This window comes from Sphingobium sp. TomMM7A (assembly GCF_055397305.1).
Genome location: NZ_AP027311.1, coordinates 2,213,362 through 2,227,709 on the forward strand (window position 1 = coordinate 2,213,362; position 14,348 = coordinate 2,227,709).

The 14,348-nt window shown below is 61.5% G+C and carries 13 protein-coding genes; 4 read left to right on the top strand and 9 right to left on the bottom strand.

Annotated features, from left to right (window positions below; genetic code table 11):
* Positions 1 to 3: 3 nt before the first annotated feature.
* Positions 4 to 966, top strand: a complete 963-nt coding sequence (locus ACZ5ZH_RS11070; RefSeq protein WP_464771541.1) for an MlaD family protein — start codon at positions 4 to 6, stop codon at positions 964 to 966.
* 11 nt (positions 967 to 977) lie between these two features.
* Complete coding sequence (locus tag ACZ5ZH_RS11075) at positions 978 to 1,592, top strand: ABC-type transport auxiliary lipoprotein family protein (RefSeq protein ID WP_464771542.1); 615 nt, start codon at positions 978 to 980, stop codon at positions 1,590 to 1,592.
* 47 nt (positions 1,593 to 1,639) lie between these two features.
* Here the strand turns inward: ACZ5ZH_RS11075 and pepN are convergent, their stop codons facing one another.
* The 7 genes from pepN to ACZ5ZH_RS11110 all read right to left on the bottom strand — a co-directional run bounded on the left by pepN (position 1,640) and on the right by ACZ5ZH_RS11110 (position 10,249).
* On the bottom strand, positions 1,640 to 4,240 hold the full coding sequence (gene pepN / locus ACZ5ZH_RS11080) for an aminopeptidase N (protein ID WP_464771543.1): 2,601 nt from the start codon (positions 4,238 to 4,240) through the stop codon (positions 1,640 to 1,642).
* Between the two features lie 219 nt (positions 4,241 to 4,459).
* Positions 4,460 to 5,386 carry a ParB/RepB/Spo0J family partition protein gene (locus tag ACZ5ZH_RS11085; protein ID WP_464771544.1) on the bottom strand — a complete coding sequence of 309 codons (927 nt, stop codon included), beginning with the start codon at positions 5,384 to 5,386 and terminating at the stop codon, positions 4,460 to 4,462.
* Entirely contained in the window at positions 5,383 to 6,165 is a 783-nt protein-coding gene (locus tag ACZ5ZH_RS11090; RefSeq protein ID WP_449474503.1) for a ParA family protein, read from the bottom strand. Before ACZ5ZH_RS11090 ends, ACZ5ZH_RS11085 begins: the two co-directional genes overlap by 4 nt.
* Entirely contained in the window at positions 6,162 to 6,803 is a 642-nt protein-coding gene (gene rsmG / locus ACZ5ZH_RS11095; protein WP_460987040.1) for a 16S rRNA (guanine(527)-N(7))-methyltransferase RsmG, read from the bottom strand. Before rsmG ends, ACZ5ZH_RS11090 begins: the two co-directional genes overlap by 4 nt.
* Positions 6,800 to 8,650: a tRNA uridine-5-carboxymethylaminomethyl(34) synthesis enzyme MnmG gene (gene mnmG / locus ACZ5ZH_RS11100; protein WP_464771545.1), complete on the bottom strand. Its 1,851-nt coding sequence runs from the start codon at positions 8,648 to 8,650 to the stop codon at positions 6,800 to 6,802. Before mnmG ends, rsmG begins: the two co-directional genes overlap by 4 nt.
* A 59-nt stretch (positions 8,651 to 8,709) precedes the next feature.
* Positions 8,710 to 9,987 carry a tRNA uridine-5-carboxymethylaminomethyl(34) synthesis GTPase MnmE gene (gene mnmE, locus ACZ5ZH_RS11105; RefSeq protein ID WP_464771546.1) on the bottom strand — a complete coding sequence of 426 codons (1,278 nt, stop codon included), beginning with the start codon at positions 9,985 to 9,987 and terminating at the stop codon, positions 8,710 to 8,712.
* Positions 9,988 to 9,994: 7 nt separating this feature from the next.
* On the bottom strand, positions 9,995 to 10,249 hold the full coding sequence (locus ACZ5ZH_RS11110; protein WP_464772641.1) for a DUF6489 family protein: 255 nt from the start codon (positions 10,247 to 10,249) through the stop codon (positions 9,995 to 9,997).
* A gap of 143 nt (positions 10,250 to 10,392) precedes the next feature.
* Here ACZ5ZH_RS11110 and ACZ5ZH_RS11115 point away from each other — a divergent pair, with 143 nt between their 5' ends.
* A complete protein-coding gene (locus ACZ5ZH_RS11115; RefSeq protein WP_464771547.1) occupies positions 10,393 to 11,091 on the top strand; it encodes a dienelactone hydrolase family protein in 699 nt (232 codons plus the stop codon).
* Between the two features lie 14 nt (positions 11,092 to 11,105).
* Positions 11,106 to 12,074: a quinone oxidoreductase family protein gene (locus tag ACZ5ZH_RS11120; RefSeq protein WP_464771548.1), complete on the top strand. Its 969-nt coding sequence runs from the start codon at positions 11,106 to 11,108 to the stop codon at positions 12,072 to 12,074.
* A 67-nt stretch (positions 12,075 to 12,141) separates the two neighbouring features.
* On the opposite strand, the gene ACZ5ZH_RS11125 is transcribed toward ACZ5ZH_RS11120, so the two are convergent.
* Both ACZ5ZH_RS11125 and rho read right to left on the bottom strand, forming a co-directional pair.
* A complete protein-coding gene (locus tag ACZ5ZH_RS11125) occupies positions 12,142 to 12,864 on the bottom strand; it encodes a YjbE family putative metal transport protein (protein WP_449474509.1) in 723 nt (240 codons plus the stop codon).
* 21 nt (positions 12,865 to 12,885) lie between these two features.
* Entirely contained in the window at positions 12,886 to 14,142 is a 1,257-nt protein-coding gene (gene rho, locus ACZ5ZH_RS11130) for a transcription termination factor Rho (RefSeq protein WP_449474510.1), read from the bottom strand.
* Positions 14,143 to 14,348 lie beyond the last annotated feature (206 nt).

Below are 14,348 nucleotides of genomic sequence, written 5' to 3' on the forward strand. Positions count from 1 at the left end.
ATAATGGAAACCCGCTCCAACCATGTGCTGGTGGGCACGGTCACATTGCTGCTGCTGGCGGCGATCATGGTCGCCGCCTTCTGGTTCTCTCGCCTCTCCGAAGGCGACAACATGGAATATGACATCTTCTTCAAACAGTCGGTGAATGGCCTCGCCAAGGGATCGAGCGTCAATTATTCCGGCGTGCCGTCCGGCCAGGTCGAAAAGATCGAGCTGTGGAAACGCGACCCCAGCTTCGTAAAGGTGCGCATTTCGGTGAAGGAAGGCACGCCGGTTCTTCAGGGCACCACCGCCACCATCGCGGGCGTCGGGTTCACCGGTGTGAGCGAGATCGTGCTGGACGGCGCGGTAAAGGGCGCGCCGCCCATCGGCTGCCCCGAGGAAAATCCCCTGTCCGCTTGTCCTGACGGCATCCCGGTCATTCCGACCAAGCCAGGGGCGCTTGGCGAACTGTTGAACAACGCGCCGCAACTGCTGGAGCGGCTCTCGACCCTGACAGAGCGCCTGACCGAACTGCTGAACGACAAGAACCAGCAATCGATCGCGGGCATCCTCGCCAATGTTGAGCGCGTGTCGGGCGCCCTCGCCGATCGCAGCCCGGAAATTGCAGCCACCCTTGCCGAAGCGCGTATCGCGGTCCAGCGCACGGGCATAGCGGCGGAACAGATCGGCAAGCTCGCCGCCACCACCGACTCAATGCTGACCGACGAAGGCAAGCCGCTGATGGCCGATTTGCGCAAGAGCGTGCAGTCCGCCACCCGCAGCATCGAAACGCTCGACAAGACGATCGCCGAAGCGCAGCCGGGCGTGCGCGCGTTCAGCAACCAGACCATGCCGGAAGTCAATCAACTGGTGCGCGACCTGCGTGAAATGTCCCGATCGTTCCGCGGCGTTGCCGAAAAACTGGATCAACAAGGTGCGGGGTCGATCGTTGGATCGCCCAAACTGCCCGATTACAAGCGATGAGAGGGACCGCGATGACGTTCCACAAGAAACCTGCCGCCCTTCCCATCATGCTGGCGCTCGCCGCGACGCTGTCAGGCTGCGTTTCCTTCGGCGGGAAGCCGCCCGAACGGCTGCTGTCACTCGACGCGGCGCAGAAGGTCACTCCTGGCACGCTCCGCAGCGCGACCGCGGGGACAACCATCACGGTTGCCGATCCGGAGGCGCCCAAGCTCCTCGACACCGTACGCGTTCCGGTGCGCACGTCGCCCACATCGATCGCCTATGTCACCAAGGTGCAGTGGGCCGACACGCCGCGTCACCTGTTCCAGAAGCTGCTGTCCGAAACCATCGCCGCCAGCAGCAACCGTATCGTGCTAGATCCCGGTCAATATTCGGCAGATGCGGGCCAGCGCCTGATGGGTGACTTGGTCGATTTCGGCCTGGATGAAGCAAGCAACAGCGCGGTGGTCACCTATGACGCCATCCTCGCGGGACCGGGCGGCACCGCGATCGCGCGCCAGCGGTTCACGGCGAGCGCTCCCATAGGCGGCAAGATCGATGCGACGACCATCGGCGCTCCACTCAACAGCGCCGCGAACAAAGTGGCTACCGACGTCGCGGCATGGCTTGCGGCCAGCGGGCGCTAAGCGACGATAGGCCATGCCGAACCTGTATCGGCATGGCGCATTCCGCCTTAGTCGAGGCTCTTGCTCACCTGCTCGGTGACGTCCTTCGACAGGCCCGGTTGACCCAATATTCTCTGTAACTCGCCGCGCATCAGGGCGGCCCTGCCCTCATCGAAGCGCCGCCACCGCCCCAGCGGCGGCACCAACCGCGCGGCGGTCTGCGGATTGAGCTTGTCGAGCGCGATGATGCAGTCGGCAACAAGCCGATAGCCCTTGCCCGATCGGTGATGGAACGCCCACTGGTTACCGGCGAACGCGCCAAAAAGCGAACGGACCCGGTTGGGATTGGCCAGGGTGAAATCGGGATGCTGCCCCAATTCCTCCACCATATCGACGGTATCGGGGTGGGAAGCAAAAGCCTGCGTCTGGAGCCACTTGTCCAGCGTCAGTGGATCATCCCTGTAGCGGTTATAGAAGATGTCGAGCGCCGCCTCCCGCGCGTCGCTGCGACCGTTGGCAAGGGTCGCGAGAGCCGATTGCCGCTCCGTCATGTTATCGGCTTCGTCAAATTGGGAGAAGGCCAGCGCCGCCCCATCCGCCGCGCCTGAAGCGACCAGATAAACCAGGGCGCCGTTGCGCAGCTTGCGCGCGCCCTTCGCCGCCGAGGACAGCGAAAAGCCGTTCGCCCTGTTTCGCGCGTGCACGTCGCGCCAGAGGGGCTCCAACTCGCGGCCGATCCGGCGCTGCAACGCATCGCGTGCCTCATGGATGGCATCCGGATCGACCTGCGCCATCTGATCGCCCAGATAGGCCTCGCTCGGCAGTCGAATGGCTTCCGCGATGAACGCCCCATCAAGATGCGGGTCGGTGACGGTATCCCGGATCGCCGTGATGATTGCCGCCGCGTCCAACGCCTGCCCGGCCACATGGCCAACCAAGGCATTGACCATCAACTGCTGCATCGCTTCATAGCGGGCGAAGGGATCGTCATCATGCGCGGACAGGAAAGCGAGGTCGGCCTGGCTCCTGTCTGTTTCGACGATCACCGGCGCCGAGAAACCACGATTGATGGATAGTATCGGCGCAGCAACACAGTTCTTGAAGGTGAAGCGCTGCTGCTTCTCCGTCAGCATCAACAGTGTCTCCCCCGCGCTTCCGCCACTACCGCGATCGAACAAGGCTGTCCGAAGCGGGAAGGCAAACGGAAGCTTTTCCGGCTGGCCCGGCGTCGACGGCGTGTTCTGCTCCAACAGCAGCTCAGCGGTTTGGGTAACGGGATCATGCGTCAGGCTCGCCCGGACATGCGGCGTTCCGGCCTGCTCATACCAGCGGCGGAACTGGGTAAGGTCCACCCCACCCCCCTCTTCCATGGCCCGGACGAAATCCTCGCAAGTCGCCGCCTCGCCATCGTGCCGCTCGAAATAAAGGTCGGTCGCGGTGCGGAAGCGATCTGGCCCCAGCATCAGCGCGATCATCCTGATCAGTTCAGCGCCCTTGTTATAAATGGTCGCCGTATAGAAGTTGCTGATTTCCATGTAGGATTCCGGCCTCACCGGATGGGCAAGCGGGCCTGCATCTTCCTGAAACTGAGCGGCGCGCAGCACCCGCACGTCCTCGATGCGTTTGACCGCCTCGCTCCCCATATCCGCCGAAAAGTTCTGATCGCGAAAGACGGTGAACCCTTCCTTCAACGACAACTGGAACCAGTCCCGGCAAGTGACGCGATTTCCTGACCAGTTGTGGAAATATTCATGCGCCACCACCCCTTCGACGCCGTCATAATCAGCATCCGTCGCGGTCTCGGGATCGGCCAGAATGTAGCGCGAATTGAATATGTTAAGGCCCTTATTCTCCATCGCGCCGAAGTTGAAGTCCGCCACGGCGACGATGTTGAAGACGTCCAGGTCATGTTCCCGACCATAGACGCGCTCGTCCCACGCCATGCTGTTCTTCAATGCCTGCATGGCGTGGCCCGTGCGCGGCAAATCTGCTTCCTTGACCCAGATGCCCAGCTTCACCTCGCGCCCGCTCATCGTCACGAAGCTGTCGCTGTTGCAGGCAAGGTCGCCCGCCACGAGCGCGAAGAGATAGCAGGGCTTGGGATATGGATCGGTCCATCGTGCCCAATGCCGCCCGCTGGAAAGTTCGCCCCGCCCGACCGGATCACCGTTGGAAAGCAGGATCGGATAGCGCGCCTTGTCCGCCTCCATTCGAACGGAATAGCGGGAGAGGATGTCCGGTCGATCCGGGAAGAAGGTGATCCGACGAAATCCCTCCGCCTCACATTGGGTGCAAAGCAGCCCGCCGCTGGCATAAAGGCCCATTAGCTTGCTGTTATGCTCAGGAGCAAGCTCCACCAGCGTTTCCACCTGATGACCCCCGCCCGAAAGCGGGATGACCAAGGCGCCGCCATCCATCTTCCACTCGCCCGAGCCTAGGGTGCGGCCGTCCACCTTTACTTCGACGGGCGTCAGTTCATCTCCGTCCAGCCTCAGCGCGTGATCATGTGCACCATTGCGGCTGACGCTCAGCCTTGCCCTTACCGTCGTGCGCGCAGGGTCCAAAAGGAAGTCCAGCTCAATCTCGGGGACGAGCCAGTCGGGCGGCCTATAGTCCTGACGTCGAACGACAATGGGCGCGGAAGCATTTGCAGATTGTATGTCAGCCATCGCGGCAATCTAAAGCATTTTCCAGGCAGGTGGTATCACCCGCTGGCCCGGAAAATGCGGAAAACGAGAGTTAAACCGAGCATTTTCGAGGCAGGGCGGCGTCACCCGCTGACTCAGACAGCGCCGCAATTAACCCATGCAGTTTTGATCGGGTCATGCTCCGGGAAGAGTCTAGTCAGATGCCAGTGGTGCGCGGCTGATCATGCCACGCTTGCCTGTTCAGATACGCTCGCCGGACAGGCGCTGGCACAGCATGTCGAGCTGGTCGAGCGTCGAATAACGCAACGACAGCGTGCCGCCCGCGCCCTCCCCATGTCCAATGTCCACTTTGACGCCAAGAATATCGGCAAGATGCTGTTCGAGCGCCGCGATATCGGGATCCTTGCTGACCAGTCCCGACGAGGCCCGGCCTCGCGACGCCGCCCCTTCCCCCTTTTTCGAGCGGCGCACCAAGTCCTCGGTATCGCGCACCGACAGGCCCTTGGCCTCCACTGTCTTCGCGAGCGTCTCACAATCCGGCGCACCGATCAGCGCCCGGGCGTGCCCCATGGACAGTTTCTGCTCAACGACTTGTTGCTGCACAGAGGCAGGAAGATCGAGCAGCCGGATAAGATTGGCGATATGGCTGCGCGATTTGCCAACGATCCGTCCCAGCGCTTCCTGGCTGTGATTAAAGTCCGCGATCAGCTTGCGATAGGCTTCCGCCTCTTCGATCGGGTTCAGGTCTTCGCGCTGGATATTCTCGACCAGCGCGATTTCCAGCGTCTCGGCTTCGTCAAAATCGCGGACGATAGCCGGGATGCGGTGCAATTGCGCACGCTGCGCCGCCCGCCAACGTCGTTCCCCCGCAACGATCTGAAATCCGCCGCCATGGGGGCGCACGATGATCGGCTGGATAACGCCACGCTTCCCGATGCTGTCCGCCAGCTCGGCCAAGGCACCTTCGTCAAAATGACGGCGAGGCTGCTCCGGATGCGGCTGGATCAAAGCGACTTCGATGCTCTGAATAGCCTTGGTCGAAGCGGAAACGGCCTGTGGTGCGACCGGCTCTTCTCTCGTTACGTCGCCCAGCAGCGCTGAAAGGCCCCGTCCCAGTCCATGGGGACGCTTGATAACCTTCAGCTTTTCATCATTCTCGTTGCTCAAGCCGCAACCTCCTGTGGGGGCAGACGCGAAATCAGTTCACGGGCGAGGCGCATATAGGCCTCCGAACCAGAACAGCGGAAGTCGTAGATGAGCGCCGGAACGCCATGGCTTGGCGCTTCTGAAAGCCGAACGTTCCGCGGAATAACCGTCGAGAACACCAAGTCGCCCAGACAGGCCCGCACATCGTCCGCGACCTGATCTGTGAGGCGATTACGCCGATCATACATGGTCAGCGCCACACCCATGATCGAAAGCCCCGGATTGAAACGGCCGCGAATGCGCTCCACCGTCTGCAATAGCTGAGAAAGGCCTTCCAGCGCGAAGAATTCACACTGAAGCGGAACGAGCAGGGATTGGGCAGCCACCATCGCATTGATGGTCAGGAGGCCGAGCGAAGGCGGACAATCGATGAGGCAGATATCCCACCTACCGGCCTGCGCTTCGCTGAGCACCCGCTCCAGTCGGTGGGTCCGTTCCTCATATTCGATCAATTCGATCTCGGCCCCCGACAAATCCTGCGTAGCCGCGATGATATCGAGTTTCGGCACACGGGTCGGCAGGATCGCATCTTCAATGGCGCAATTCCCGACGAGCAAGTCGTAGCTTGACCAGGTGCGATCGGATTGATGGACCCCCAATCCTGTCGAAGCATTTCCCTGGGGATCGAGGTCGATCAACAACACTCTCAGGCCAGTAGCGGCAAGCCCGGTTGCCAAGTTGATCGCCGTTGTGGTCTTCCCCACCCCACCCTTTTGATTCGCAATGGCGATACGGATCATTTGCGACCTTTCTTGCCCCTTGGCGCTACCGACTGCGCTATGATGATTGCGCTTTCCGGGTCGGTGATGCTGCGTTCCACGTGAAACACACCTTGCCACGAGGATCGCGCCGCCTCCAGTTCATTCTGCGCATTACGCCCCTTTGGCAACACCCAAAGGGTTCGATTATCGGACAAATGGAGCGCCGAGGGGAAAAGGCGCTCCAACGGAGCGTAAGCGCGCGCACTGATTACCGCCGCCGCCTTTGAGGAAGCACCTTCCACTCGTCCGCCGTAAACTTGGGCATTCTTGATGCCGACACTGTCGATCACCTCATTCAGGAAATCTATTCTCTTACGCCGCGATTCTATCATCAGCACGGGCCGGTCGCTCAAGATGGCGATCACGATTGCGGGCAAACCCGCTCCCGATCCGAGGTCGATCCAAAGACCCTCACCCGCGCTATCGGCCAATGTGAGAAGCTGAGCCGAATCCGCAATATGCCTCGCCCAGACATGATCACGCGTGGACTCTGCAATCAAATTCTGCTGATCCATCTCGGACAGCAAGATTTGCACATAGCCGTCCAGCTTCTCCCATGTTTCACGTGAAACGGGGAAATGCTGCTCCAGCCATGCCTTCGCTTCATCCTCCGTCATGCGGCTCGACGCCGAACATGTACCAGCAACGCCGCCAAAGCCGCTGGGGTAATGCCCCGAATGCGGCCCGCAGCCGCCAGCGTATCGGGGCGAGCCTTATCAAGCCTCTCGATCATCTCGCTCGACAGTCCACCGATTGCCCCGAAGTCAAAGTCGGCCGGGATCGACACCCGCTCGTCGCGACGCAAGGCAGCAATCTCTGCCGCTTGGCGTTCGAGATATGGAGCGTAATGGGCGTCCTCCAGGATTTCGTCTCGCACACTCTCGTCCACTGATGTGAGCGACGGCGCCAAAGCGAACAGCAATTCCCGCTGGACTTCCGGAAACCGCGCCCATTCAAACAACGTTCTTCGCGAGCCATCCTGCCGGACATTCGCACCCGCGCGGGCAAGCTGAGTGGCGCTCAGCTGCTGCCCCAGCGCCTCATCCACACTGGCGCGCTGCGAAGCCCGCCGATCATAATGAGCGAGCCGATCCTCGCCCAATATGCCATGCACCCGACCAACGTCTGCCAGCCTACTCACGGCATTGTCCGCTCGAAGCCGCAATCGATACTCCGCCCGCGCAGTCAGCATGCGGTACGGCTCAGTCACGCCTTGCAGCACCAGGTCATCGACCATGACGCCGATATAACTGCTCGCCCGATCGAGGATCATCGGCGCATCACCCTTGGCACGCGCCGCCGCATTCACACCGGCAACCAGCCCTTGCGCCGCCGCTTCCTCATATCCCGTGGTGCCATTTATCTGTCCCGCGCAGAAGAGGCCGGGCACGTCTCGCATCTCCAGACTGTGGTCCAATGCGCGCGGATCGATATAATCATATTCGACCGCATAGCCCGGCACCACAATCTCGGCACACTCCAGCCCCACCATCGACCTGACCATCTGCTCCTGCACATCGGCAGGCAGGGAGGTACTGATCCCATTGGGATAAACCAAATGGCTTCCCAGCCCTTCCGGCTCCAGAAAGATCTGATGTCCGTCACGATCACCGAAGCGGATCACCTTGTCCTCGATCGAAGGGCAGTATCGAGGACCGCGCCCCTCGATCGCCCCGCTGAACAATGGCGAGCGCCCCAGCCCCTCACGGATGATCGCGTGGGTCCCCTCATTGGTACGCGTGATCGCGCAGCTCAACTGAGGAAGCTGCCGCCCTGCGGAGATGGCGGACATGGTCCAATCGCCACCGTCAGACGGCTGCTCCTCCAGCACCCCCCAATTTATCGATCGCCCATCCAGCCTCGGCGGGGTCCCCGTCTTCAGCCGTGCGATGGGCAGGCCCAGCCCACGAAGCTGAACTCCCAATACAGTTGCCGCGCGCTCCCCGGTTCGACCGCCCGTCAGCGTCTCCTCGCCCCGGAATAATTTGCCGCCCAGAAATGTGCCCGTGGCCAACACGATCGCGGGAGCCGACAAACGACGCCCGTCTGCCAACTCCAGCCCTTCGACCTCGCCATTCTTCAGCAGCAGCGCCGCAGCCTCACCCTCGATGATTTCGATCCCCCGCTGCGCGTCGATCATGCGGTGAATGGCGGCCCGGTAATGTGATCGATCGGCCTGCACGCGCGGCCCCTGAACGGCGGCGCCTTTGCTGCTGTTCAACATCCGATAATGTATCGCGGCGGCATCGGCGGCACGCGCTATCAAGCCATCCAGCGCATCAACCTCGCGCACCAAATGACCTTTGCCTAAACCCCCGATCGCCGGGTTGCACGACATCGCCCCCACCGTTGCTTTTTCGAAGGTGAGAAGCGCGACCCGCGCACCATTGCGAGCAGCCGCAGCCGCAGCCTCACACCCGGCATGGCCGCCGCCCACCACTATCACGTCAAAAGCTGTCTGCATGCCGCGCCCTTATCAGAATTGGGGCCTCGCGGTCAAAACTGTTCCACGTGGAACAGCGGTCATTTGCCGATGCAAAATCCTGCAAAGAGCCGGTCGAGCATATGCTCGGTGCTTGCCCGCCCCGTCAGCGCATCGATCGCCGCACGCGCATGCCGAAGCTCTTCCGCGACAATGAGAAGGTCTGACTGCGGCAAGGCGTTTTCCAAATGACCGACGAGCAGCGCAACACCCTCCCGCTGCCTTTCATGCAGGGCATATTGACTCTCTCCGGGCAGCAACGCCGCCGCTCGCTCCAGAAGCAATGCGACGAGAGCTTCCATTCCCTCGCCCGTGACCGCCGATATGGGTAGCCCTCTGGTCACCGCGTACCGGTCACATTGGGCAGCAACAATCATTGCGTCGGCGCGCGGTGCTTCATCCGGATCGCCAAGCCACAAAATGATGTCGGCACTGTCCAGCGCCGCGCGAGCCCGGTCCATGCCGATCGCCTCAATAACGTCCGATGCCCCGTCTCTCAGACCGGCGGTATCGGTAAACAGAAAAGCCGTGCCGCCGAGCGCTGCGGGCACTTCTATGCGGTCGCGCGTCGTACCTGCGACATCGGACACGATCGCCGCCTCCCGCCCCACCAGCGCATTCAAAAGCGTCGACTTCCCCGCATTGGGCGGCCCGGCCAGCACCACCCGGATACCATCCCGCAAACGCTCGGCCGAAGGCGCACTCAGTGCAGACCGCACCTCCTCGACGAGCATAGCAATGCCCGAGCCGATACGTTCCTCGGCCCCATGTTCAGGCACATCATCCTCATCGGAAAAATCGAGCGCCGCCTCGGCCATGGCCGAAAGATCGAGCAAGCAGCCCTGCCACTGCTCCAGCCGACGAGAAAAATGCCCCTCGGACATGAGCAGAGCCGCGCGCCGTTGCTGCTGGGTTTCGGCGGCGAGAAGATCGGCCAGCCCCTCGACCTCGTTGAGATCCATGCGCCCATTCATGAAAGCCCGGCGAGTAAACTCTCCCGGCTGGGCCTGCCGCACACCTTCAAAGGACCTGAGCGCATCCTCCAGCCCCGCGACCACGGCACGCCCGCCATGACAATGCAACTCCGCCAGGTCTTCCCCGGTCGCAGTGCCGGGGCGAGGAAACCAGAGAATGAGCGCACGATCGAGAGGAGCGTCGTTGCGCGGGTCTTTCAGCAAAGCCAGCTGCGCCCGCCGAGGTTCTGGAAGATGCCCCGCAAGCCCCTGCAAGGCGGCAGCAGCGGCAGGGCCACTTATCCGAATGACCCCAATCCCTGCCGGTGGCGAACCACTCGACAGGGCGAAAATCGTATCTGCCATTAACGGATCAGGACTTGTCGCCATTCTTCCCAGCAACGCCAGAAAGGCCGATGTCCATCATCTGCCGGAACAGGCGCATCCCCGCATCCCCCAAGGGAGAGAAGCTTTTGAACATCGTTTCCATCTGTTCGGCGCTGGCGATGCCATCAAAGCTGTCCAGCATCGTTTTCACATATTTGTCGTGAATGGGCGTGACATCAGGCAGGCCCAGAAAGGCCCGCACCTCGGTTGGGGTGCAATCTACGTCGACCGTTACTTTCATCCTGCGCACCTTCAATTGCCAGCGACCGTCGTCATGCCGCAACATGGCCCCTGAACGCAAATAATTTGGGCACAGCAGCGTTGGCGGTTCTGCAAAAGCCGCTTATCCTCAAACACAGTGCAGCGAACGAAAGGACATCCGCCATGGGATCATTTACGCCGATTTCGACCCTTGAGGGCGATGCGCAATTCGACACCTATGTCGCTCGACCCGACGGAACCCCGCGCGGGGCGATTATCGTCATTCAGGAAATCTTCGGCGTGAACGAAGGCATTCGCCGCAAATGCGACAATTGGGCCAGCCAAGGATATCTGGCGGTTTCTCCCGACCTGTTTTGGCGTGACACCGCGCATGTCGAACTGGATGCGGACGTTCCAGAACAATTTCAGGCGGCAATCGGCCACATGCAAAAGCTGAATCAGGACCTCGCCATCTATGACATTGAATCAGCGATCAAATTCGCTCGAGCCGAACTGAGTGGCACAGGCAAGGTCGGCGTGGTCGGCTATTGCCTTGGCGGGCGGCTGACTTTCATGGCGGCCTGCCGGACGGATGGCGACGCCTTTGTCGGCTATTATGGCGTGGGCATCGACAATCTTCTGGGCGAGCAGCATGCGATCGGCAAACCCGTCCTGCTGCACATCCCCACCGCTGACGGCTTCGTGCCACCGGCAGTCCAGAAGACTATGCATGACGGCCTGAAGGACAATCGCCACGTGACCCTTCACGATTATGAGGGGCTGGACCATGGCTTCGCCGCTGAAATGGGCGCGCGCCGGGTCGAGGATGCCGCGCAACTGGCCGATCAGCGCACGACCGACTTCTTCGCCACGCATCTCTGACCGAAGCGCCACCCATGACACAAGCCTGGCGCATGATTGTCCGCACGACCGGTGGTCCGGAGGTGATCGAGCGGGAGTATTTCGATCCCGCTCCTCCGGCCGAGGGTGAGGTGCTGATCGCTCAAGATGCAATCGGCTTGAACTTCATCGACACCTATCATCGGTCGGGCCTCTACGAAGCATCGCTCCCCCTCACCCTCGGCGTTGAAGGCGCGGGCTATGTCGCGGCCTTGGGGCCGGGTGTCAGCGGGCTGGCGATCGGCGACAAGGTTGGCTCGGCGGGCGGTATGGGCGCCTATGCCACCCATCGCACGGTCGCCGCCGACCGCGTCATAAGGATTCCAGACGAAATCGGCACGGAGGAAGCCGCCGCGATGATGCTGAAGGGCATGACCGCCTGCTTCCTTGCGGAGGATATATTGCCGCTGCGGCGGGGTCAGGTCGCTCTCGTCCACGCAGCCGCGGGTGGCGTAGGTTCCGTGCTGGTGCCTTGGCTTCGGGACAAGGGCGTCGTGGTCATCGCCCATAGCGGTTCAGCAGAAAAGGCCGCAACCGTGCAAGCCGACCACAGCCTGCATTGCCCGTTGCCGGACCTTGCCGACCGGGTGCGCGCCCTTACGGACGGACAGGGTGTAGACGTTGTCTATGATGGCGTGGGGAAGGATAGCTGGAGCGCGTCGCTTGGCTCTCTCAAACGGCGCGGCATGATGGTGAGCTATGGCAATGCGTCTGGCCCGGTACCGCCGGTCAGCCTGCTGGAACTCAGTCGCGCCGGATCACTCTATGTGACCCGCCCCACCCTGTTCGACTATATCGTGAAGCAGGAGGAACTGAAGCATGTCAGTGACCGCCTGTTCGATCGCATGCTGAGGGGCGTCGTTCGCGCCCATATCGGCCAGCGTTTCGCCCTTTCGGAGGCTGCGGAAGCACATCGGGCGCTGGAAGGGCGACAGACCATCGGTAGCACCATCCTGGTGCCATAGGCGCGCTGAAGAAGTCTGAAACGGGTTGAGCAGGTGACGGGCTCAAGCCCGCCCCTGCTCGCCTCAATCACACAAAGAGGGTCAGAATGCCGACCTGATGGTCGATAATACCCTCATAGATCATCTTGACGGCGACATAGATGATGACGGCCAGACCCAGATAAGCGATCCACCGGAAACGCTCGATATATTTAGCGATGATGTTCGCCGCGATACCCATCAGGGCAACCGACAGGATAAGCCCGATGATCAGGATGCCAGGGTGATCACGCGCCGCGCCCGCGACGGCCAGCACATTGTCCAGGCTCATCGACACGTCGGCAACGGCGACAGCCCAAGCGGCGGCTGCGAAGCTCTTGGCGGGACGCAGCCCCGATATGTCATCGTCGCTGGGATCGTCCGGCGTGTCGGCACCCCGCTTCGGGTGCAGTTCGCGCCACATCTTCCAGCTTACCCACAGCAGCAGCAGGCCACCGGCCAGGATCAGGCCGACAATCTGCATCAGCTGCGTCACGACCAGGGCAAAACCGATACGCAGCACCAATGCGGCGATGATACCGATCATGATGACGCGCTGGCGTTGCTGCACCGGCAGGCCCGCCGCCAATGCGCCCACGACGATCGCATTGTCGCCAGCCAGCAGGATGTCGATCATCAGCACCTGGCCAAAAGCCGACAAGGCAGCCGGAGAACCGATATTGCTGAAATCGTTGACGATGTGCCCCCAAATATCGGCGGGCGAACCCATACCCTGCGCGGCAGCGGCGGCAGTCGTAAGAAGGTCGATCATAACGGCCTGATATAACTCCGCTTATTGGTTCATCGAGTCGAAGAAATCTTCGTTGGTCTTGGAATCCTTCATCTTGTCGAGCAGGAACTCCATTGCGTCGACCGTACCCATCTGCATCAGGATACGGCGCAGCACCCACATCTTGGAAAGCTTGGCCTTGTCGACCAGCAGCTCTTCCTTGCGGGTGCCCGACTTGCCGACGTCCAGCGCCGGGAAGATGCGCTTGTCCGCGACCTTGCGGTCCAGCACGATTTCCGAGTTGCCGGTGCCCTTGAACTCTTCGAAGATGACTTCGTCCATGCGGCTGCCAGTGTCGATCAGGGCCGTCGCGATGATGGAGAGCGAACCGCCCTCTTCGATGTTGCGCGCCGCACCGAAGAAGCGCTTGGGACGCTGGAGCGCATTGGCGTCAACGCCGCCCGTCAGCACCTTGCCCGACGAGGGCACGACGGTATTGTAGGCACGACCGAGGCGGGTGATCGAATCAAGCAGGATCACCACATCCTTCTTATGTTCCACGAGGCGCTTGGCCTTTTCGAGCACCATTTCGGCGACCTGCACGTGGCGCTGCGCGGGTTCGTCGAAGGTTGAGGACACGACCTCGCCCTTCACGCTGCGCTGCATGTCGGTGACTTCTTCCGGACGCTCGTCGATCAACAGGACGATTAAGAAGACTTCGGGATGATTGTCGGTGATCGCCTTGGCGATGTTCTGGAGCAGGACGGTCTTACCGGTGCGCGGCGGCGCGACGATCAGGGCGCGCTGGCCCTTGCCCTGCGGCGAGACGATGTCGATGACGCGGGCCGACTTGTCCTTGACCGTCGGGTCGAGCGTATCGAGCACCAGCTTCTGGGTCGGATAGAGCGGCGTCAGGTTGTCGAAGTTGACGCGATGCCGGACGACATCCGGGTCATCGAAGTTGACGGAGATAAGCTTCGTCAGCGCGAAATAACGCTCGCCATCCTTGGGCGCGCGGATTTCGCCTTCCACCGTATCACCGGTGCGCAGGCCGAACTTGCGGACCTGATTGGGCGACACATAGATGTCGTCGGGACCGGCAAGGAAGTTGGCTTCGGGCGAACGGAGGAATCCGAAGCCATCGGCCAGCACCTCGATCGTGCCCTCACCCATGATCTGCTCGCCATTTTCCGCCTCAGCCTTGAGGATCGCGAACATCAAGTCCTGTTTGCGCAGGGTCGATGCGCCTTCGACGCCCAGTTCTTCCGCCGTGGTGACCAGGTCGGCGGGTGATTTCTTCTTGAGGTCTTTAAGGTGCATTCGACTTGAGTCCGATGACGAGAGATGAAGATGGGAAATACGAAAAAGGAGAGTCGCCCGGTATGGAAAACACGGGACTCCGGCGCTGGACGGCCGGGATAGACCGTCCGCGTTTAGCGATCAGCCCCCCCCAAAGTCAAGGTGTCGCTTGGCTCTGCCTTGCTGGAAATGCTGGCTCCCGCCGCCTTCATCGCCAAATGGTGCAG

Bases quoted from the DNA above. Each gene is read 5' to 3' on its own strand.
- ACZ5ZH_RS11070 (WP_464771541.1), top strand. From the start codon at position 4: ATGGAAACCCGCTCCAACCATGTGCTGGTGGGCACGGTCACATTGCTG.
- ACZ5ZH_RS11075 (WP_464771542.1), top strand. From the start codon at position 978: ATGACGTTCCACAAGAAACCTGCCGCCCTTCCCATCATGCTGGCGCTC.
- pepN (WP_464771543.1), bottom strand. From the start codon at position 4,240: ATGGCTGACATACAATCTGCAAATGCTTCCGCGCCCATTGTCGTTCGA.
- ACZ5ZH_RS11090 (WP_449474503.1), bottom strand. From the start codon at position 6,165: ATGATCCGTATCGCCATTGCGAATCAAAAGGGTGGGGTGGGGAAGACC.
- rsmG (WP_460987040.1), bottom strand. From the start codon at position 6,803: ATGACGGAGGATGAAGCGAAGGCATGGCTGGAGCAGCATTTCCCCGTT.
- mnmG (WP_464771545.1), bottom strand. From the start codon at position 8,650: ATGCAGACAGCTTTTGACGTGATAGTGGTGGGCGGCGGCCATGCCGGG.
- mnmE (WP_464771546.1), bottom strand. From the start codon at position 9,987: ATGGCAGATACGATTTTCGCCCTGTCGAGTGGTTCGCCACCGGCAGGG.
- ACZ5ZH_RS11110 (WP_464772641.1), bottom strand. From the start codon at position 10,249: ATGAAAGTAACGGTCGACGTAGATTGCACCCCAACCGAGGTGCGGGCC.
- ACZ5ZH_RS11115 (WP_464771547.1), top strand. From the start codon at position 10,393: ATGGGATCATTTACGCCGATTTCGACCCTTGAGGGCGATGCGCAATTC.
- ACZ5ZH_RS11120 (WP_464771548.1), top strand. From the start codon at position 11,106: ATGACACAAGCCTGGCGCATGATTGTCCGCACGACCGGTGGTCCGGAG.
- ACZ5ZH_RS11125 (WP_449474509.1), bottom strand. From the start codon at position 12,864: ATGATCGACCTTCTTACGACTGCCGCCGCTGCCGCGCAGGGTATGGGT.
- rho (WP_449474510.1), bottom strand. From the start codon at position 14,142: ATGCACCTTAAAGACCTCAAGAAGAAATCACCCGCCGACCTGGTCACC.